16 protein-coding genes, 1 pseudogene and 1 riboswitch are annotated in these 18,101 nt (G+C 71.3%); of the genes and pseudogenes, 8 read left to right on the forward strand and 9 right to left on the reverse strand.

Annotation, left to right across the window (positions count from 1 at the left end; all coding sequences use genetic code 11):
- The first annotated feature begins 130 nt into the window (after positions 1-130).
- Positions 131-628, forward strand: coding sequence for an ATP-binding protein (locus ACIQBL_RS31115; protein ID WP_401947286.1), 498 nt, complete (start codon positions 131-133; stop codon positions 626-628).
- A gap of 44 nt (positions 629-672) precedes the next feature.
- Here the strand turns inward: ACIQBL_RS31115 and ACIQBL_RS31120 are convergent, their stop codons facing one another.
- Positions 673-1,416 carry a class I SAM-dependent DNA methyltransferase gene (locus ACIQBL_RS31120; protein ID WP_401947288.1) on the reverse strand — a complete coding sequence of 248 codons (744 nt, stop codon included), beginning with the start codon at positions 1,414-1,416 and terminating at the stop codon, positions 673-675.
- Between the two features lie 130 nt (positions 1,417-1,546).
- Here ACIQBL_RS31120 and ACIQBL_RS31125 point away from each other — a divergent pair.
- Positions 1,547-2,119: pseudogene (locus ACIQBL_RS31125) on the forward strand (PP2C family protein-serine/threonine phosphatase); the annotation flags it as partial.
- Between the two features lie 301 nt (positions 2,120-2,420).
- On the opposite strand, the gene ACIQBL_RS31130 reads toward ACIQBL_RS31125, so the two are convergent.
- Positions 2,421-3,473 carry a Ppx/GppA family phosphatase gene (locus ACIQBL_RS31130; RefSeq protein WP_401947291.1) on the reverse strand — a complete coding sequence of 351 codons (1,053 nt, stop codon included), beginning with the start codon at positions 3,471-3,473 and terminating at the stop codon, positions 2,421-2,423.
- Between the two features lie 187 nt (positions 3,474-3,660).
- On the opposite strand from ACIQBL_RS31130, the gene ACIQBL_RS31135 reads away from it, so the two are divergent.
- From ACIQBL_RS31135 to ACIQBL_RS31155, 5 genes are all read left to right on the forward strand, one after another.
- A complete protein-coding gene (locus tag ACIQBL_RS31135) occupies positions 3,661-4,227 on the forward strand; it encodes a carboxymuconolactone decarboxylase family protein (RefSeq protein WP_401947294.1) in 567 nt (188 codons plus the stop codon).
- On the forward strand, positions 4,224-5,090 hold the full coding sequence (locus ACIQBL_RS31140) for an RNA polymerase sigma-70 factor (RefSeq protein ID WP_401947296.1): 867 nt from the start codon (positions 4,224-4,226) through the stop codon (positions 5,088-5,090). Before ACIQBL_RS31135 ends, ACIQBL_RS31140 begins: the two co-directional genes overlap by 4 nt.
- A gap of 190 nt (positions 5,091-5,280) precedes the next feature.
- Positions 5,281-6,144: a hypothetical protein gene (locus ACIQBL_RS31145; protein WP_401947298.1), complete on the forward strand. Its 864-nt coding sequence runs from the start codon at positions 5,281-5,283 to the stop codon at positions 6,142-6,144.
- Entirely contained in the window at positions 6,144-8,291 is a 2,148-nt protein-coding gene (locus ACIQBL_RS31150; protein WP_401947301.1) for a bifunctional serine/threonine-protein kinase/ABC transporter substrate-binding protein, read from the forward strand. Before ACIQBL_RS31145 ends, ACIQBL_RS31150 begins: the two co-directional genes overlap by 1 nt.
- 64 nt (positions 8,292-8,355) lie before the next feature.
- Entirely contained in the window at positions 8,356-10,539 is a 2,184-nt protein-coding gene (locus ACIQBL_RS31155) for a bifunctional serine/threonine-protein kinase/ABC transporter substrate-binding protein (RefSeq protein ID WP_401947304.1), read from the forward strand.
- Positions 10,540-10,543: 4 nt separating this feature from the next.
- On the opposite strand, the gene ACIQBL_RS31160 is transcribed toward ACIQBL_RS31155, so the two are convergent.
- The 7 genes from ACIQBL_RS31160 to ACIQBL_RS31190 form a co-directional block, all read right to left on the reverse strand.
- Positions 10,544-11,530, reverse strand: coding sequence for an ABC transporter substrate-binding protein (locus ACIQBL_RS31160; protein WP_401947307.1), 987 nt, complete (start codon positions 11,528-11,530; stop codon positions 10,544-10,546).
- A gap of 14 nt (positions 11,531-11,544) precedes the next feature.
- Positions 11,545-12,312 (reverse strand): ABC transporter ATP-binding protein, encoded by a 768-nt coding sequence (locus ACIQBL_RS31165; RefSeq protein WP_401947310.1) that lies wholly within the window; start codon positions 12,310-12,312, stop codon positions 11,545-11,547.
- Positions 12,312-13,271, reverse strand: a complete 960-nt coding sequence (locus ACIQBL_RS31170; protein ID WP_401947881.1) for a FecCD family ABC transporter permease — start codon at positions 13,269-13,271, stop codon at positions 12,312-12,314. The genes ACIQBL_RS31165 and ACIQBL_RS31170 overlap by 1 nt, the downstream gene beginning before the upstream one ends.
- Positions 13,272-13,482: 211 nt before the next feature.
- Positions 13,483-13,551, reverse strand: a riboswitch (cobalamin riboswitch).
- Positions 13,552-13,645: 94 nt separating this feature from the next.
- Positions 13,646-14,551 (reverse strand): helix-turn-helix domain-containing protein, encoded by a 906-nt coding sequence (locus ACIQBL_RS31175; RefSeq protein ID WP_401947312.1) that lies wholly within the window; start codon positions 14,549-14,551, stop codon positions 13,646-13,648.
- Between the two features lie 100 nt (positions 14,552-14,651).
- On the reverse strand, positions 14,652-15,596 hold the full coding sequence (locus tag ACIQBL_RS31180) for an alpha/beta hydrolase (protein WP_401947315.1): 945 nt from the start codon (positions 15,594-15,596) through the stop codon (positions 14,652-14,654).
- A 72-nt stretch (positions 15,597-15,668) separates the two neighbouring features.
- A complete protein-coding gene (locus ACIQBL_RS31185) occupies positions 15,669-16,136 on the reverse strand; it encodes a cupin domain-containing protein (RefSeq protein ID WP_401947317.1) in 468 nt (155 codons plus the stop codon).
- A 250-nt stretch (positions 16,137-16,386) separates the two neighbouring features.
- Positions 16,387-17,049: a ScbR family autoregulator-binding transcription factor gene (locus ACIQBL_RS31190; protein ID WP_401947319.1), complete on the reverse strand. Its 663-nt coding sequence runs from the start codon at positions 17,047-17,049 to the stop codon at positions 16,387-16,389.
- Positions 17,050-17,158: 109 nt separating this feature from the next.
- Here ACIQBL_RS31190 and ACIQBL_RS31195 point away from each other — a divergent pair, with 109 nt between their 5' ends.
- Positions 17,159-18,094, forward strand: coding sequence for a ScbA/BarX family gamma-butyrolactone biosynthesis protein (locus ACIQBL_RS31195; RefSeq protein WP_401947323.1), 936 nt, complete (start codon positions 17,159-17,161; stop codon positions 18,092-18,094).
- The last annotated feature ends 7 nt before the right edge of the window (positions 18,095-18,101 follow it).

An 18,101-nucleotide genomic window follows, 5' to 3' on the forward strand; every position in this document is an offset into this window, starting at 1 on the left:
TTTCATCCGAAGTGCTGCCCCGCATCGTACGGTTGATGCCCGCGTCCGGTGGTGCCGACGGAAATTGACGGAGTGGGCGTTACCTCGCGGGGTATGCGCGGGGCACGCAGAAGGCGGTGAAACGATCCGGATGGAACCAGATTCATCGGAGGACGACGACACAGCGCCGCAGGCACCCGCACCGGCCATACGGTCCACCGTGGCCTTGGACGGGGACGGAGACGGTTCGTGCATCGCCGAGGCCCGTGGGCTGGCCGCGAGGTTTCTCGCCCGTGCGAAGGCCGAGTACGGGCTGCCGGTGTCGGCCCGTGCCGTGGATCTCACGCAGCTGGTGGTCAGCGAGTTGGTCACCAACGCCCTCAAGTACGCGCCCGGTCCCGTGTTGATGGATCTGCGGATCGTCGACGCCCTGGTCGAGGTGGAGGTCTGGGACTCCGACCCGGTTCTGCCGGTCGCCCTCGCCGCTGACGCCCAACGGGTCGGCCAGCACGGTCTGGAGATCGTACGGGCCGTCGCGCGAGGCTTCGAGGCACAGCGCGAACCGGTGGGCAAGCGCATCACCGCCCGCATCGCTCTGACGGACGCCCCGGACGGGAGCATCAACGGCGACGGCCCGTCACATGCGTGAGGCGCAGGTCCCAAGCACCAGTCCACGCAGCCTGGTTGAGGCAACTACGCCGTCGGCGGGATGCGGTACACGGAGACGTGCGAACCCGACTCCGCGGTGAACTCGGCCCCGTCCCAGTCCGCATGCCTGGACTCCAGCTCGAACCCGGCCAGTTGAGCCATGAGATCGAGTTCGGCCGGCCAGACGTAGCGGTGCGGGCTGCGATACAGCCGCGCCTGCTCGGTCTCGTCGATCCGGAAGTGGTGCGAGACGACGTGCTGGCGCAGGATGTCGTAGGTGTCCAGACCGATGTAGTCGGCGTCGGTCCGCCAGACAGTGGCCGTCCGCCCCGGCGGGAGTCTGCGCAACTCCGGTACCCACAACTCGATCACGAACCGGCCGCCGGGCGTGAGATGGCGGGCCGCGTTGCGGAAGCACTCGACCTGCTCGGCCTGGGTGAGCAGGTTCGAGATCGTGTTGTAGACGAGATAGACCAGGTTGTATGTCCCGGGGACGACGGTGGTCGCCATGTCGCCGATGGTCACGGGGATCGTTGCTTCGTCGGCCTTGGTTCGCAGCTGCTCCACCATCGGCGGTGACAACTCGATGCCGGTGACGGGGACTCCGCGCTCGGCGAGCGGGACCGCCACCCGTCCGGTCCCGACGGCGAACTCAAGCGCCGCGCCGTCCCCCGCGAGCTGTGCGAGGCGGTCCACGGTCGGCCCGACAGTATCGGGCGCGAACATGCCGGTGCCGGGCGTGTCATACCGCTGAGCGGCGTCAGCGTCCCAGATCTTCTCCTGCCACATTCCGTCAACACTCGCCGCCGGCCGCCGAGTTGTCCAACGCATTTGCCGCACGCGCGAGCGGGCGTCGTCGAACTGCGGTCTGACGTTTCTCGCTCACCCTCCAGGATATTGTGGAAATGGCCAAGGAAATTTCGACCTGGGCGCGCGGTTGGAGCCCGCCTACGCGATCCACGGGGACAACTTCGACTGGTCCGCCACGGCCGACCACCTCACGCTCTACGTCTCGAACGGCATGGGCGAGGGCATAGAGGCGTCACTCCTGACGAACCTCGCGGTCAACGCCCTGCGCGACGCACGCCGGGCCGGCATCCCGCTCGGCGACCAGGCGGCCCTCGCGGACCAGGCCGTGTACGCGCGCTACCGGGGCCGTAGCCACATGTCCGTGTTGATGTTCGACTTCGCACTCACCACCGGGCGTGCCCGGGTGGTGGACGCCGGGTCACCGCAGACGCTGCGGCTGCGTGACGGAGTGGTGGAGCGGGTCGCCTTCGACGCACAGTTGCCGCTGGGGAAGTTCGAGGACACCGGCTACGTCGAGCAGGACGTCCGGATCGAACCCGGGGACCGGCTCCTCTTCGTCAGTGACGGGGTGTACGCCGTCGCCCCGCCCCAGGGTGAGGCGCACGGGGACGCGGCGCCGGCGCGGGCGATCCAGCACACGAGGCTGCTGCCCGCCGCCGACGTATCTTCAGCGCGCTGTCGGCGGCCAGTTCCTCCACCAGAAGCGCGTCACCGCCCACCGACAGCAGGTCGTCGGCCCGCGCCTGTGGCACCACCACGACTCTGCCCCCCACCGCACGCTCTCCCGCGACATGGTTGCCGTCAGACACCAGTCGAGAGCATGCCGGTAGGCCGGGAAGTCCCGTGCGCAGTCCGCGTGCCCGTGGGCGCAACCGCCCAACGCGCCCTGCGTTCAACATTGTTGAGGGTACGACGGGCGGCTGGGAGTCGGTAACGAATCCCTTCGCTCACCGCCCGGTCAGGAAGAGCCCGGTCGGTCTCGCCTACCCGCTCTCCCCGCTCTCCCCGCTCTCCCCGCCGACGGTCGTCGGCTTCGGTACGGGCGCGATCCGCAGGGCGACCGCCCTCGCGGGCTCCGCGTCGTCACTGCTCCGTGTCATCTCCGTCCACCAAGACCCACCGTCCTCGACGTACCGCAGCAGCACTCCTTCGCGGATGCCCCACGGGCAGACGGTGACGGTCTTGATGCCCGTCAGCTTCATGACCGTGTGCCCGACCACCGCTCCGGCCAGGCTCTGCGCGGCCCTCGGCGCCGAGACGCCCGGCAGCAGGGCCCGCTCGGTGGTCGCCAGGGCGGCCAGTCGATCGAGGCCCGCGCGGAGCTGCGCCCGCGCCAACTGCCTTTCCACGAAGGGGCCTTGACGTCCGGGAGCGGCACCGCAGAGTCGGGCCAGTTGCTGGAAGGTGCGTGACGTCACGACGGTGGTCCGCGGCCCTTCCCAGCGGATCCGTGCGGCCACGTCCCGCAACTGGTGCCGTACCTCGCGACGCAGTGCCTTGACCGTCTGCTCGGGCGGTGGGTCCTGGCCGTTGAAGAACTCCCGGGTCAACCGGCCCGCGCCGAGCGGCAGGGAGGCGACGAAGTCGGGCAGCCGGCCGCGTCCGAACGCGACCTCGAAGGAGCCGCCGCCGATGTCGAACAGGGCCAGCGGGCCCGCGCGCCAGCCCATCCAGCGCCGGGCGCCGAGGAAGGTCAGCTCGCCCTCCACCACTCCCGGCAGCGTGCACAGCCGTACACCGGTCTCCGCGCGTACCGAGCGCAGCACGTCGAGCCGGTTCGGCGCGCCGCGCACGACCGCCGTGGCGAAGGCGAGTGGTCCGGCGGCGCCCCACTGGCGTGCGGTGTCCGCCGCGGCCGACACCGACCGCACGAGATGGCGTACGGATTCCTCGGGGATCTCCCCGCGAGGTCCGACGCGCTCGGAGAGCCGCAACTTCCACTTGGCGGTGTGCACGGGCAACGGCACACCGTCCTCCACGTCCGCCACCACGAGCCGAACCGTGTTCGACCCCACGTCCACCACGCTCATTCGCATGAGCCGGTGAGTACCCAGACTCGGAGCCGTCAGTCGTCCTGAACGATCTTCGGGTTCACCCGGCCCCGCAGGTCGTTCAGTCGCCCTGGACCCGCGCGCGACATGACCAACCGGGGTGTCACACCCGCAAGCCCGCCGGTGTCTTCATGGCGAACCGCCCAACAGGCACACCTACAAGGAGAACACCGTGACACTTCGCGTTCCGAAGGCCGAGCTCCCCTCCGCGCTCCGCGAGAACATGATCGAGCAGCTCGGGGTCGTACCCGAGCCCGTCGAGGTGCTGTGGAACAACCCCGAACTCGCCGCCGCCAACCAGGAGTTCACGGCGAGGGTGAGCACGTGGGACGCGGTCGACGCGGGTCTCAAGACGTTCGCGCACATGGCTGTCGCGGCGCAGGTCGGGTGCGGTTGGTGCCTGGACGTCAACTACTTCCTCGCGCTCAATCAGAAGCTGGACCCGGCGAAGGCCAGCCAGGTGCCGCGCTGGCGGCAGGCGGAGGTGTTCACGGCACTGGAGCGGGACGTGCTCGAGTACGCGGAGGCCATGACGAACACGCCGACGACCGTCACCGACGAGTTGTCGGAGGGGCTGCTGGAGCGGCTCGGCCCCGCCGCGCTGGTCGAACTCACCGTGTTCATCGGCTACGCCAACATGGCGGCCAGGTGCAACACCGCGCACGGGATCACCTCGCAGGGATACTCCGACTCGTGCGAGATTCCGCTGGCCGCGCGGGCGGGGAGGACGACGGCATGACCCAGGACCCCTTCGTCGCCCATCGCAGCCTGCTGTTCACGGTCGCCTACGAGATGCTCGGGTCGGCCGCCGACGCGGAGGACGTGGTGCAGGAGTCCTGGCTGCGGTGGGCCGACGTGGACCGGTCACTGGTGCGGGACCCGCGGTCGTACCTCATCCGGGTTGTCACCCGGCAGGCGCTCAACCGGCTGCGCACCTTGTCGCGCCGCCGTGAGGAGTACGTGGGCGAGTGGCTGCCTGAGCCGTTGCTGACCAGTCCCGATGTCGCCGAGGACGTCGAGCTGGCGGAGAGCGTCTCGATCGCGATGCTGACCGTGCTGGAGACGCTCGGACCCACCGAGCGGGCGGTGTTCGTGCTCCGCGAGGTCTTCGAGCTGCCGTACGGCGAGATCGCCGAGGTCGTCGGGAAGTCCGCCGCGACCGTGCGGCAGGTCGCGCGGCGGGCGCGGGAGCATGTGGCGGCCCGGCGGCCCCGGGTGCGGGTGAGCCGGTCGGAGCAACAGGCGGTGGTGGAACGGTTCTTGAGCGCCCTGCGGACCGGGCAGTTGCGGGAGTTGATGGAGGTGATGGCGCCGGACGTGGTCCTGGTGACCGACGGCGGAGGTGTCGTCGCCGCCGCGCTCGCTCCGCTCCACGGGGTCGAGGTGGTCGCGCCGATCCTCGCCCGCGCGCACCGGTTGGTGGCCTCGTTCGACACCACGCCCGTGTGGCTCAACGGCGAGCACGCGGGCCGGATCGAGATCGACGGTGAGCCGTCCGCGATCAGTGTCGTGGTGGAGGACGGCCGCGTCACCCGCATCTACGTGGTGCGCAATCCGCGGAAGCTGACGCAGTTGGACGAGCCGAGCGAACTCGTCAGGTGAGTCTGCCTCGATCTTAACTTCCCTCTGCGCAGGGTGAGTTGAGGCTGCCGCGCACTACGATCGTCCCGACTGTACGAATCCTGTGCGAAGCCGGAAACAGAAGCGGAGGCCGGGGAACCGGCCCCCGTGACCGAGCGCATCGGTACCGGCATGGGTCGGCCGCGCGGCAGGCCGTGGAGGGGGCGACGTCGTGGCGTATGCCAGAGCACTGCGTGTCAGCGGGGTGGTGGCGGCCTGCGGGGCGCTGGTGTTGGGGTGCACGGGGGGCGACGGCGGTTCCGCGTCGCCGTCGGCGGCCTCCGGGGCGCCCCGGAGCGGCACCGCCACCACCGGCGCGCAGTCGGCCGCGTCCGCGACCCCCGGGACGGATCCGGGCAAGGAACCCAAGACCACGACGCAGGCTCGGGCGCTGATCCAACGGGTCATCTCCGGACCGGAGTTGTTCGGGACCGGGGTGGTGCGGGCGACGCCGTACGAGAGCGATCCCGGACAGTGGGCGGTGTTGGGTGACGACTGTCTGTGGCGGCTGGAGCCGTTGCCCGGGGACGCGTTGGCCACGCTGACCCGGCACTTCGCGGTGCCCGCGGCCGGCGGGAAGGGTGCCGTGCGACTGTCCGCCACGGTCACCCTGCACCGCACGGCGCTGGACGCGTCGTGGGAACAGGCGCGGATGCTGGAGGAGGACCTCGACTGCACGGAGCAGACCCAGCGGCCGGGTGAACGTCTGACGGGGCTGCAGTCGCTGTCGTTCGCCCGGGGCGAGGGCGGCAACACCAGCGGCGACGACCTGCTGTTGGAGACCGGACAGTGTGTCAGCGACACGCGCGGGGGTCCGTATCCGTACTGGTGGCAGCAGGCGGTGCTGGGTTCGGTGGTGGCCGGCACGTCCGTGTGCGGCGGGCGGGGGCGTAGCCAGGAAGAGCTCAACTCCCTTGTGGCGGAGGTGCTTCCGAGGATGCTGCTGCGGGTGGAGCAGGAGATCGGACGCTCCGGCGGGGCGGCGTCCACCGCGCCGAGTGCGTCCGCGTCGAGCACGAAGGGGGGTGGGTCGTGATGGAGCGGCTGCTTCCCTCCGACCCGTCCCGTCTCGGCGGATACCGGCTGTTGGGGCGGCTGGGTGCGGGCGGTATGGGCGTCGTCTACCTGGCGCGCGGTGCGGCCGGGGAACTCGCCGCGGTGAAGGTGATCCAGCCCGAGTTCGCCGAACAGGCCGAGTTCCGGGCGCGGTTCAGGCGTGAGGCGGACTCCGCGCGCGGGGTGGACAGCCCGTGGGTGGTGCCGGTGCTGGGCGCGGACACGGAGGGCCCGGCGCCGTGGCTGGCGACCGCGTTCGTGCCGGGGCCGTCGCTGGCCGAGGCGGTGGCGGAGTGCGGGCCGTTGCCGGCACGGGTGGTGCGGGTGCTGGGCAAGGTGTTGGCGCGGGCTCTGGACGCCGTGCACCGAGCGGGACTTGTGCACCGGGACGTCAAACCGGGCAACGTACTCCTCGCGTTGGACGGGCCCCGTCTGATCGACTTCGGTATCGCCCGGCCCACGGCGGCCGAGGAGACGGAGTTGACCTCGGACAGCGTGGTGGTGGGTACGCCGGGGTTCCTCTCCCCTGAGCAGGCGCGGGCGCTGCCCGTGGGGCCGGCGAGCGATGTGTTCTCGCTGGGCTGCGTGCTGGCGTACACGGCGACCGGGCGGCTGCCGTTCGGCAGCGGTACGGCGGACGCCCTGCTGTACCGGACCGTGCACGACACCCCGGATCTGGACGGGGTCGAGGACGTCGAGCTGCGGGCCCTGTTGGAGCGCTGCCTCGCCAAGGAGCCCGAGGACAGGCCCCAAGTCGCCGAGGTCGACGCGGAGTTGGTGGAGGACACCCCGGCCGGTTCCATCGACTGGCTGCCGGACCCGGTGGTCCGGATGGTCGCCGACAGGTCGGCGGAGATGCTGGCCCTGCCCGGTATCGAGCCGACCGAGGTCTCCGGCGAGCCGGAGGTCCCGGGTCCGGGCCGTCGTCGGGTGCTGGCCCTCGCGGGCGGTACGGCGCTGCTCGCGGCCGGTGGCGGCGCGGCGCTGTGGGCGGTGCTGCGGGACAACGACGGGAAGACACCGGCGAGTTCGGCCGCCCGCCGCGACTGGGTCATCGGTGTCCAGGCCGATCTGAGCGGCCCGCTGAAAGCGGCGGGGACCGCGCAGGAGCGGGCCGCGCGGCTGGCCGTGGAGCAGTTCAACGCGCGCGAGGAGAAGCCGTTCCCGCTCACCCTGAAGGTGCTGGACGACCGGGGTGAGCCGGCCCGGGCCGAGGCCGTGGCCCGGCAGCTCACCGGCGACCGCTCTGTCCTCGCCGTGCTCGGCCCCACCGGTTATGCCTCGGCGCAGAGCGCGGTGGAGGTGTACGAGAGCGCCGGGCTGCCCCTGGTGACCGTGTCCGAACTCTCGGTCTCCGCCGTCCAGTCGGGGCTCCTGGCCAAGCCGCGACGATACTTCCGGGCCGCTCCGCTGGCCGCGTACTCCGCGTTCGCCACCGTCACCGCGACCAGGGCGCAGGGGTCCCGCCGCCCGGGGCTGCTGGTCGACCGGGCGGGCGGGATCACCGGCATGGAGTCCGTCAACGTCGTGCACAGTGCGACCCGCGCGGGCGGTATGGCCCTGTACGCCCGGGTGGTGCCCGCGCTCGCGCCCGATGTGTCGACCGTCGTCGCCGACATGCTCGCCCACGGCGTCGACAGCGTCTACTACACCGGCACCCCCGAACGTGCCGCCCCGCTCGCCCGCGCCCTGGCCGCACGGGACTTCACCGGACCGCGCTTCCTGGACATCCCGTCGGCCACGCCCGCCTTCGTCGCGGCGGCGGGCCCGGCGAGCGAGGGCTGGCAGGTCCTGGCGCCGTACATCGACCCGGCCGCGGCGGCCGTACGACCGTTCGCCACCGCCTACCGCAGGCGATACGGCGGCGCGCCGGGCGACTGGGCGGCCGAGGCGTACGACGTCACACGCCTGCTGGCCGACCGGCTCACCGCACTCGCCGGGACCGCCAAGCGGCGCCCCAGCCACACGCAGGTCGCCGACGCCCTCGCCAAGGCCAGGTTCAAGGGACTGGTCACCACGTACGCGTTCGACGCCGACCACCAGCTCGTCACCGCGCGGGTCCAGCACTACCAGGTCAAGGCCGGCCGGTTCGCCTACACCGGCCCGGTGGGGGTGTCCGCCTCCTGACCGGCGACGGGAGCATCACCGACCGACGACGGGGACGTCCCCGAGCAGCTACGGGAGCCGAAGCGTGCAGGCATTGCGGGCCGAGGACCCGGAGAACCTGGGCGGCCACCGGCTGCTCGCCCGGCTCGGCGCGGGCGGCATGGGCGTGGTGTATCTGGCCCGCACCGCCGACGGGACACCGGTCGCGCTGAAGGTGATCCGGGCCGAGTACGCGGCCGATCCCGCGTTCCGCGCCCGGTTCCGGCGCGAGGTGCGGCTGGCCACCGCGCTCACCGGCCGCTGGGTGGTCGCGGTGACGGGCGCGGACACCGAGGCGCGCGAGCCGTGGCTGGCCACCGCCTTCGTCCCCGGCCCGTCGCTGGCCGAGGCGGTGGACGGACTCGGGCCGCTTCCGTCGGACGCGGTCGTCGCGCTCGGTGCCCGACTGGCCCAGGCACTGGGCGAGTTGCACGCGGCGGACCTGGTGCACCGGGACGTCAAACCCGGCAACATCCTGCTCGTCCCCGACGGCCCCCGGCTCATCGACTTCGGCATCGCCAAGGGCGCCGGCGCGACCGCGCTCACCGCTCCCGACGCGGTCATCGGCACCCCCGGCTACCTCTCCCCCGAGCAGACCCGCACCCGCGGCGGCGAGGTCGGTCCGGCCAGCGACCTGTTCTCGCTGGGCTGCGTGCTGTCCTACGCGGCCACGGGCCGCCGCCCGTTCGGCACCGGCGAGATGCCCGCAGTCCTGTACCGCACCGTCCACGAACCCGCCGACCGCACCGGCCTCGATCAACTCCCGCCCCCGCTGCGCTCGGTGATCGACGGCTGCCTCGCCAAAGATCCCGCGCTACGGCCGACGGCCGCCGCGGTCCACTCCGCGCTGACGGACGACACGCACAGGCACAACACCCCCTCCCCAGCGACCGATTGGCTCCCGCCCGCCGTCCTACGCCTGGTCGCCGAACGCTCGGCCCGCGCCCTCGACCCACCACCCCGCACGGAAGGACCGTCCGCACCAGAACTCCTCAACACCCCTACACCACAAGGTCTTTCGCGCCGCCGCCTCCTGACGATCGGCGGCTCGGCAGCCGCCGTGCTCGCCGCGTCCGGCACCGGCGCGGCCGTCCTGCTCACCCGGGGACACACCGCGACAGGCGGTGCGCGCCGCACGGTACCCACGCACACCCTCGCCCTCCACGCGGATCTGACGGGCCCTCAAAAATCCCTGGGCAAGGCGCAGGAGCACGGTGCGCTCCTCGCCGTCGCCGCCCACAACGCCCGCAAGGACATCCTCTACCGCCTCGCCCTGTCCTCGTACGACGACGGAGGCGACGCCGCCCGCGCGCGAGCGACGGCTCGCCGCGTACTCGCCGCGCCGTCCGTCGGCGCCGTCATCGGCCCCAGCACGACGGCCGGTGCCCGCGCCGCCGCCCCGCTCTACGCCGCCGCGTCCATGCCGGTGGTCCTGGTCTCGGCCGCCGACGACGCCGCAGGGCTCTCCACGACGACCCTGCGCACCCTCTGTGTGACCAGGGCGTCCGACAGCTCCCGGACCCTGCCTGTCCTCTTCTACCTGACCAGGTCCCGTCCCAGTCACCGCACGGCGGTCATCCAGGACCGGGCGGCGGGCGAGACGGCCGTCGGCATCACCCGGGACCTGGTCGAGACACCGCCCAGTGGCGGCACCGTCAGCGTCCACCAAGTGGCCGCCGATACAGGCGACTTCGGCACGGCCGTCGCTCGGGCACTGGCCACCCGTCCACAGGCGGTCGTCTACGGCGGCACGTCACCGCGCCGGGCGGCGACCTGCGCCCGCGCTCTGGCCACGGCGCGGTTCACGGGGGCGGTGGTCGGCTTCGAGCCGGTCATGCGCGCCGAATTCCTCGCCTCGGCGGGGCAGGCGGCCGAGGGCTGGGTCTTCGAAGCGCCGTACACCGAGGCGCAGTCGGCGGACACGACGGCCGCGAAGGCGTTCACGGCGGCCTACCGGACGCGTTACGACGAGCCACCCGGGCAGTGGTCCGCCGAGGCGTACGACGCCGTCGGTCTGATCGCCCGGGCCCTCGACGCGCTCGGCACCACCACGATCGAACCCGCCCAGATCGCCGAACGCCTCTTCCACCTCTCGTACGACGGGGTGGCCAAACCGATCCGCTTCGTCGAAGGCACCACGCACTCGCTGAAACCGGAGAACACCGGCTTCCTGTACCAGGTCAAAGACGGCGTGTTCCGTTTCCTGGGCCGCTACGACCAGGTGCGCTGAGCCCTCACGTGGACCGGAGGTACGCGCCGAGGCGGGCGATGGCCGACGGGTTGCGGGGGCTCTCGACGAGGTCGACGTAGTCGAGGACGAAGATCCGGCGGTGCTTGACGGCGGAGACGTCGCGCAGCGGGGCGTAGGAAAGGAGGAACTTCTTCTTCTGTTCGGCGCTCACGTCTCCGTAATCGCAGATCACGATGACATCAGGGTTCCGCTGCACGACGGTCTCCCAACCGACCGTGGTCCAGGAGTCGTTGACGTCGTGCATGACGTTGACGCCGCCGGCCTCGCTGATGATCTGGTCGGGGGCCGCGTAGCGGCCGGAGGTGAACGGGGCGTCCTGGCCGCTGTCGTAGAGGAAGACCTTGGGGCTCTTCGCGGGTGCCTTGCTCCGGACGGTGGCGATCTGCTTCTTGAAGTCGGCGATCAGAGTGGCCGCGCGCTTCTCGACGCCGAAGAGCTTTCCGAGGTTGGTGAGGTCGGTGTAGAGGGCGTCCAGGGGCGGCATGATGCCGCGCGAGCTGTCCGTGCGGCCGTTGCGGCAGGACTCGGTGAGGAGGTACGAGGGGATGCCGAGCTTCTTCAGGGCGTCGGGGGTGAAGCCGCTGTCGTCGCGGAAGCCGTAGTTCCAGCCGGCGAAGACCAGGTCGGCGCGGGCGTCGAGGACGTTCTCCTTGGTGAGCTGGTCCTTGGACAGCCACTTCACCTTCTTGTAGCCGTCCTTCCAGGGCACGTCGGTCAGATCGCCCTTGTCGTCGGGCATGGCGAACCCGGCCATGCGGTTCTCCAGTCCGAGGGCGAACATCAGCTCGGTGATGCCGACGTCGTTGGTGACGACGCGCTCGGGGACCTTGTCGTAGGTCACCTTCCGGTCGCAGTTGGTGAGGGTGACCGCCTGGGTGGCCTTACGGCCTCCGTCCGATTCGACGGTCGCGCCGCAGCCGGCGGTGGCGGTCGCGGCGAGGCAGAGAGCGGCGGCAAGCAGCTTGCGCATGGGGGGTGTTGTCCTTACGGGGTGGGCGGGAGCAGGTCGAACAGAAGCTGGACGGCGCCGGTCTCCGGGTGTCGTACCGGATGGGCTCGGACCCCGAACACCTCGGCGAGCAGGGCGGGTTGGAGGACGTCGTGCGGCGGTCCCGAGGCGACGATCCGGCCGTGGGCGATCACGTACAGCAGGTCGCAGTGCGCGGCGGCGAGGTTGAGGTCGTGCAGGGCGGCCAGCACGGTCGGGCCGCTGTCACGGACCAGTGACAGGACGTCCAACTGGTGGGCGATGTCGAGGTGGTTGGTGGGTTCGTCGAGGACCAGCACGCGGGGTCGCTGGGCGAGCGCGCGGGCGATCAGGACGCGTTGTCTCTCGCCGCCGGACAGGGCGAGGAACCCGCGGTCGGCGAGGTGGGCGACGCCCGTGCGTTCCATGGCTCCGGCGCAGATCTCCCGGTCCGAGGCGGCGGTCCGGTCCCGGTGCGGCAACCGTCCCATGGCGACCACTTCGGCGACGGTGAAGTCGAACTCGGCCGACGACTCCTGCGGCAGCGCGGCCAACACCCGTGCGGCGGCCCGCGGTTCCATGGCGTGGACGTCGTCCCCGTCGAGCCGGACCACGCCGTCGGCAGGCCGCAGCGCCCGGTACACACACCTCAACAGGGTTGATTTCCCGCTGCCGTTGGGGCCGACGAGCCCGACGAAGGTCCCCTCGGCCACGGCGAGCCGGATGTCCTCCACCAGCCGCACCGCGCCCGCGTCGACCGACAGCCCCTCGACGTCGAGCCTCATCAACGCCCCCCGAACGCATAGCCACCGCGCCGCATCAGCAGCAGGAACGCGGGCACTCCTACGACCGCGGTGATCACCCCGACCGGCAGTTCGGCCGGGGCGAGCAGCAGCCGGGACAGCACGTCCGCCCACACCAGCAGCACCGCTCCGGCCAGTGGCGCGACCGCGAGGACCCGGCGGTGATCGGCGCCGACGAGCATTCGTACGAGGTGCGGCACCATCAGTCCGACGAAGCCGATGGCACCGCTGACCGCGACCACGGTTCCGGTGACGGCGGCGGTCACGAGGAACAACTCCCGCCGCAGTCGGCCGGGTTGAACGCCGAGCGCGGCGGCGGTCTCGTCCCCCATGGCGAGGGCGTTGAGGGACTCCGCCCGCCACCGCAGCCACGCCCAGCCGGCCGCCACGGTGACGGCGGCCAACGGCACCTGCGGCCAGGTCGCCCCGCCGAGGCTCCCCAGCAGCCACATCATCGCCGAGCGGGCCGCCTCGCCCCGGGCCGCGCCGAACACCATCACGGTGGTGACGGCTTCGAAGCCGTACGCGAGCGCGGTCCCCGTCAGGATCAGCCGCAGCGGGGTGAGTCCCTGCGGCGACCGTGCCACGGCGTACACCAGCACCATGGCGGCGAGCGCGGAGGCGAACGCCGACACCGACAGCGCCCACACACCGAGCCCCGCGAACGCGCCCAGCAGGATGACGGCGTTGGCGCCCACCGCCGCGCCCGAGGAGATGCCGAGCACGAACGGATCGGCGAGCGCGTTGCGGACCATGGCCTGCACGGCCACGCCGACGGCCGAGAGCCCCGCTCCCACGACGGCCGCGAGCACGACCCTGGGCAGCCGGATCTCCCAGACGATGGTGTAGGCGGCGGCGTCACCGGCGTGCACGGTCCCGCCGGTGACTCCGGCCCACAGGAACCGGAACACGTCCGCCGTGCCGATCCCGGCCGCGCCCATTCCGACACCGCACACGAGGGACACCCCGAGCACAAGGACCAGCCCAACTACCGACAACGGCTGGGGTATTCGGCGCACGATCGGCGGTCCTTCACCTGGGGCCGCCTGGTGAGCCTCGATCGAGGAGGCAGCCCTTACGACCGTGCCGGCCGCTCGGTCCCCTCTCGCAGTCCACGGCGAGCAGTCAACGGGTCGCACCACCCACGGGCGATCGGACTCACGCGACGACCGTCGGTCGCCACGCACACCGTTGCGGGTCAGCGCCGGATTCGCACCGGACTTTCCCCGCGGGAGGCTTGGGGAGCGTAACAAACGGGAGTGAGGGGTTCGGCGGCGCCGTACCTTCCGACTGGGAGTGACCGGCCTCTACATCCTCAACCCGGCCCGCCAGTCCCCGACACGACACGGACCGGACCACCGCCCGGCCCCGGACAAGTGGCGCGCAGGGCGTCCATCTTCTCCGCGTCGGTCGTCCCGGCCGTCGCCGTGTACGTGACGATCCTGAGGTCGGTGCCGGCGGCCATCACGACGTCGAGGTCGAGGGCGATGTCTCCCACGCGGGGGTGTTCGACGGTCTTGCGGTCTCCGACGTGGGTGCGGGCGGTGCCGTTGGACCAGAGGCGGGCGAAGCGGGGGCTGTCGCGGAGCATGCGGTCGACGAGGGCGGCGAGCCGTGCGTCCTGGGGATGGGCTGCCGCTGTCACCCGGAGGTCGGCGACGAGGTCCTCCTCCTCGACCTCGTCGCCCTCCCAGGAGCGGACCGGCCAGGCCGCGATCGGTTCCCGCCCGCGCAAGCCGTGCGGCCGGAACATGCCGGCGACGAGGTTGCGCTCGTCCCAGCCGTAGGTGCGGGGATCTCCGACCACGGCGGACCACATGGCGTTCCAGCCGATGAGGGTCCAGTCGGCCGCGAACACCGCGGTGGGGTTGCCTTCCAGCCGGCCGACCAGCCGGTGCACCCTCGCGGGTATGTGCCGGGAGACGTTCCCGGCCGCGGGCGGTGCGAGGTGGGCGCAGCGGAACAGATGGTCGCGTTCGGACGGTTCGAGACGCAGCGCTCTGGCCAGTGCGGTGACGACCTGGGCGGAGGGATGACGCGCGCGGCCCTGTTCGAGCCGGACCACGTAGTCGACGGACAGGCCCGCCAGCCGGGCCAGTTCCTCCCGGCGCAGCCCGGGGATGCGCCGGTCCCCGCCCGCCTCCAGCCCGCTGTCCTGCGGTGACACGCGCTCGCGCCATCCCCGCAGGGCGATGCCGAAGTGGTTCGTCGTCACTGCCATGGACAACATCGTCGTCCACTCGCGCACCGAGCACACAGAACTTCAGCCCCCGTACAACGGAGTCTTTACCCGGCCGTTCGTCCCGCCCGCCCTGCCCTGACTACGACGTCATCCCGGCCTGCACCGTCTCGCCGGACGCGTCGGCTTCGGCGCCGTCGGCCCACCGGGCCCGGATGAACGCCCCGGCGGCGTCGAGCGCGGCGGCGCCCTCGTCGAGTTGCGCGGCGAACGCCTGGAAGACGTGCGGGAGTTGGGGCCAGACCTGCAGTTCGACAGGGACGTCGTGCTCGGCGGCACGCGCCGCCAGCCGTACGGCGTCGTCCAGGAGGATCTCGTAGGAGCCGACCTGGATGAACAGGGGCGCCAGGCCGGTCAGTTCGGCGAAGACAGGGCTGGCGTGCGGGGTGGTCGGGTCCGTGTCGCCGAGGTAGTCGCGGGCGCGCGTGCGCAGGCCTTCCGGGGTGAGTGAGGCGTCGACGGCCGCCTTGCCGACCGCGCTGTCGCCGGACACGCTCAGGTCGGCCCACGGGGAGAAGACCGCGGCCGACGAGGGCTGGGGCAGCCCCGCGTCCTTGGCGGCGACCAGCGTCGCGGCGACGAGACCGCCACCCGCGGACTCGCCGACGAAGGCGATGGCGGAACCGGGCACCCCGTCGTCGAGCAGGGCCCGGTACACGGCGAGGGCGTCGTCGACCGCCGCGGGGAACGGGTGCTCGGGGGCCAGCCGGTACTCGACGCACAGGGCGCGTGCGCCGGTGCGCCGGGAGACCTCGGCGGCGAGACCCGCGGCGTCGGCCGCGGAGCCGATGGCGTAGGCGCCACCGTGCAGGTAGAGCAGTACGGTCGCGGGGTCGTTCGCCGGTGTCTCGACGGTGACGACCGGGACGCCGCCCAGTTCGCCCCGCGTCGTCGACACGTCGGCAGGCAGCGGGATGGACGTCATCATGCCGTGGAAGAGGGCGCGCTGTTCGGCGACGTCCCCTCCGAGATCGAGCGGGCCGTGCCGCAGCATCTCGTCGAGGGCTTGGCGCTGTTGCCGGGACATGGCTGTGCCTTTCGTGGTGCTGACGCTGGTCGATGCGGTGGCGACGGTGCTACCGGGGATCTCTGGCGCCGGTCAGCGCGGCGGTCCCACGATGACCTGGCCGTACATGTCGGTGGCCTCCGCCAGGAGATCCCGCGAGATCTCGAAGCCCTCGGGGCGAGGGGTCGTGAGGTCGCGTCCCGCGTGCCGGAACATGCCCTCGATGCCGCCCGGCGTACAGATCATCAGCAGGTCGGCCGTGTCGGAGGTGATCCGGTAGCCGTGCGGGACGTTCCGCGGGAGGAAGACGATGCCGCCCTCCGTCAGCTCCATCTCCTCGTCGTCGCACCACAGCAGCGCACTGCCCTTGATCAGCATGAAGACCTCGTCCTCACGGGTGTGCTTGTGATAAGGTGGCGCCTCGCCCTTCGCGACGGAGAACCGTCCCACGGTCAACTGGCCGCCGGTGGCCGCCGCGTCCAGGAGTACGGCGAACTCGCCGCCGTCGAGCCATTCGAGTTTCTGCTGCTGCTCGGGCTGTGCGAGGTAGGCCATGGTCATGTGGCTGTCCGTTCTGCGCGATCGGCGAACTCGGCGCCTTCGTCACGGCGACCGAGTTCGATGATCCTCTTGAGGACACACAGACCGCCAGCCGCACGGGTAGGACCAGCAGTACCACTCAACAGGGCGAGTAGCCGCTCCTCCCGGGCAAAAAAACCGCCACACACCTTTTCCGAATTACATTCGCCACGCACGCCGCTGGAACGGAATAGCCTTGCCCGGAATACGGTGAGGTGAAATGCGTGCTATATCATTTCACAGTCGGCGCCGTCCGCACCCGAGTCGCCGCCAGCAGCTTCCCCGCCCCCTCCAGACACTTCGCCGGATCCGCGGGTGCCGCCTGCAACCCCGGCAGCAGCAGCATCCACAGGTCGCTCACCGCCTCCTCGATGTCGCGGCGGTCGCTCAGCGCGTCGGAGACGGTGTGGGTGCCGAAGAAGCAGGAGACGAGGACGCGCGCGGTGCGCTCGGCATCCGTGCCGGGGGCCAGTTCGCCCGCTTCACCGGCGGCGGTGAGCATGCGGGCCGCCGCGTCGATCCAGCCCACGAAGGGACGGGGCAGGGACACCGGGATGGTTCTGCGCTCGTTCCAGAGCCTGTTGCCCGCGCGGACGATCACGTTGTCGCGGAATTCCCGGGCCACGGCGAGGCTCAGGCCCACCAGCCGGTCGAGGACGGGCGCGTCCTCGGATTCCCAGCGTTCGACGTATCGCGGCCATTCGGCGAAATGAGCCTCCAGAACGCCCCGGGCAAGCCCCTCCTTGCTGCCGAAATGGAAATAGATCGCACCGCTGGTGTACCCGCTCGTACGTGCCACGTCGCTGATGCTCGTACCGACGTACCCGTGCTGTTCGAACAGCACCGCGGCCGTCGCCAGAACGGCCCGCCGGGTGACTTCCGCACGTTCCTGCATTTTCTCGGTCGCCCCTGTCCTGCGTGCCGGATCGTCTTTTCCGGTGAATCTAGCCGACAGGCCGCCGTTTCCCGCACGGATGCCAAAGAACCATAGCTTCTATTATTTTATGACTGAATCACGCATCACCGCACCTCCCGCAGCCGGCCCGGAGCGGCTGACGCTGAGCTGGGACAGCTGCGTGTCCCGGGCCCTCGTGCACCGGAACGCGGTCGCCGAAGTCCTCCTCACCGACGCCCGCGCCCTGCCCGACGGCCGTTTCCTCCTCGCCGCGCAATGGCCTCGCTCGTACGCCACATCCGGTACCGGGTCCGACGAGCGGCACGATCCGATGCTGGCCGCCGAGACCATCCGGCAGGTCGGCCTGTACATCTGTCAGCGTTTCCTGGGCGCCCCCAGCACCAGCAGGCCCGTCATCAGGAGCGTCGGCTTCCTGCTCGACAACAGCGCGGAGCCGGTGGTCGGTTACGGGGCCACCGACGTGTTGTGCCGGGCGGAGGTGTACGACATGCGCCACGTGGACGACGTGCCGTGGCCGGTCGCATTGAGCGTACGGATGGAATGCTCCGCCGCCGGGCGCGAGTTCGGCTCCGCCTTCGGACGCATGCGGGTCCTGTCCGAGGAGGAGTACGAGACGTTCCGAGGACCGTATGCCGGTGCCGATCCCGTGCGGGACGAGGTGCACTGGCGGCCCTCGCCCACGGAGGTGTCGGTCCCCTCCCCCGGCGATGTGATGCTGGTCCGCAACCCCTCCGGGGCATTGCTGGTGGCGCCCGCCGATCTGCGCCATCCACGGTTCTTCGACCACCCCAGTGACCACGTACCCGGCATGGTGCTGCTGGAGGCGGCCCGGCAGGCGGCCTGCCTGGCGGGAGCCTCCCCCGGCCGGCTGAGCGGCTGCCATCTGCGAGCCCTGCGCTTCACCGAGTGGAACGCGCCCGTCCACGTGGAGTGCGGGCCGGCCGAGGACGCCTGGGCCTTCCAGGTCACCCAGGGCGGTGACACGACCGCCTCCGGCACACTGACGTTCGCCACGAAGGGGTAGTTCACCC

Origin of the sequence: Streptomyces sp. NPDC088350, assembly GCF_044753545.1 — a bacterium.
GTDB lineage: Bacteria > Actinomycetota > Actinomycetes > Streptomycetales > Streptomycetaceae > Streptomyces.

Coding starts and splice junctions, on each gene's coding strand:
- ACIQBL_RS31115 (WP_401947286.1), top strand. CDS start 131: ATGGAACCAGATTCATCGGAGGACGACGACACAGCGCCGCAGGCACCC.
- ACIQBL_RS31120 (WP_401947288.1), bottom strand. CDS start 1,416: ATGTGGCAGGAGAAGATCTGGGACGCTGACGCCGCTCAGCGGTATGAC.
- ACIQBL_RS31130 (WP_401947291.1), bottom strand. CDS start 3,473: ATGCGAATGAGCGTGGTGGACGTGGGGTCGAACACGGTTCGGCTCGTG.
- ACIQBL_RS31140 (WP_401947296.1), top strand. CDS start 4,224: ATGACCCAGGACCCCTTCGTCGCCCATCGCAGCCTGCTGTTCACGGTC.
- ACIQBL_RS31150 (WP_401947301.1), top strand. CDS start 6,144: ATGGAGCGGCTGCTTCCCTCCGACCCGTCCCGTCTCGGCGGATACCGG.
- ACIQBL_RS31160 (WP_401947307.1), bottom strand. CDS start 11,530: ATGCGCAAGCTGCTTGCCGCCGCTCTCTGCCTCGCCGCGACCGCCACC.
- ACIQBL_RS31165 (WP_401947310.1), bottom strand. CDS start 12,312: ATGAGGCTCGACGTCGAGGGGCTGTCGGTCGACGCGGGCGCGGTGCGG.
- ACIQBL_RS31170 (WP_401947881.1), bottom strand. CDS start 13,271: ATGGGCGCGGCCGGGATCGGCACGGCGGACGTGTTCCGGTTCCTGTGG.
- ACIQBL_RS31175 (WP_401947312.1), bottom strand. CDS start 14,551: ATGGCAGTGACGACGAACCACTTCGGCATCGCCCTGCGGGGATGGCGC.
- ACIQBL_RS31180 (WP_401947315.1), bottom strand. CDS start 15,596: ATGTCCCGGCAACAGCGCCAAGCCCTCGACGAGATGCTGCGGCACGGC.
- ACIQBL_RS31185 (WP_401947317.1), bottom strand. CDS start 16,136: ATGACCATGGCCTACCTCGCACAGCCCGAGCAGCAGCAGAAACTCGAA.
- ACIQBL_RS31190 (WP_401947319.1), bottom strand. CDS start 17,049: ATGCAGGAACGTGCGGAAGTCACCCGGCGGGCCGTTCTGGCGACGGCC.
- ACIQBL_RS31195 (WP_401947323.1), top strand. CDS start 17,159: ATGACTGAATCACGCATCACCGCACCTCCCGCAGCCGGCCCGGAGCGG.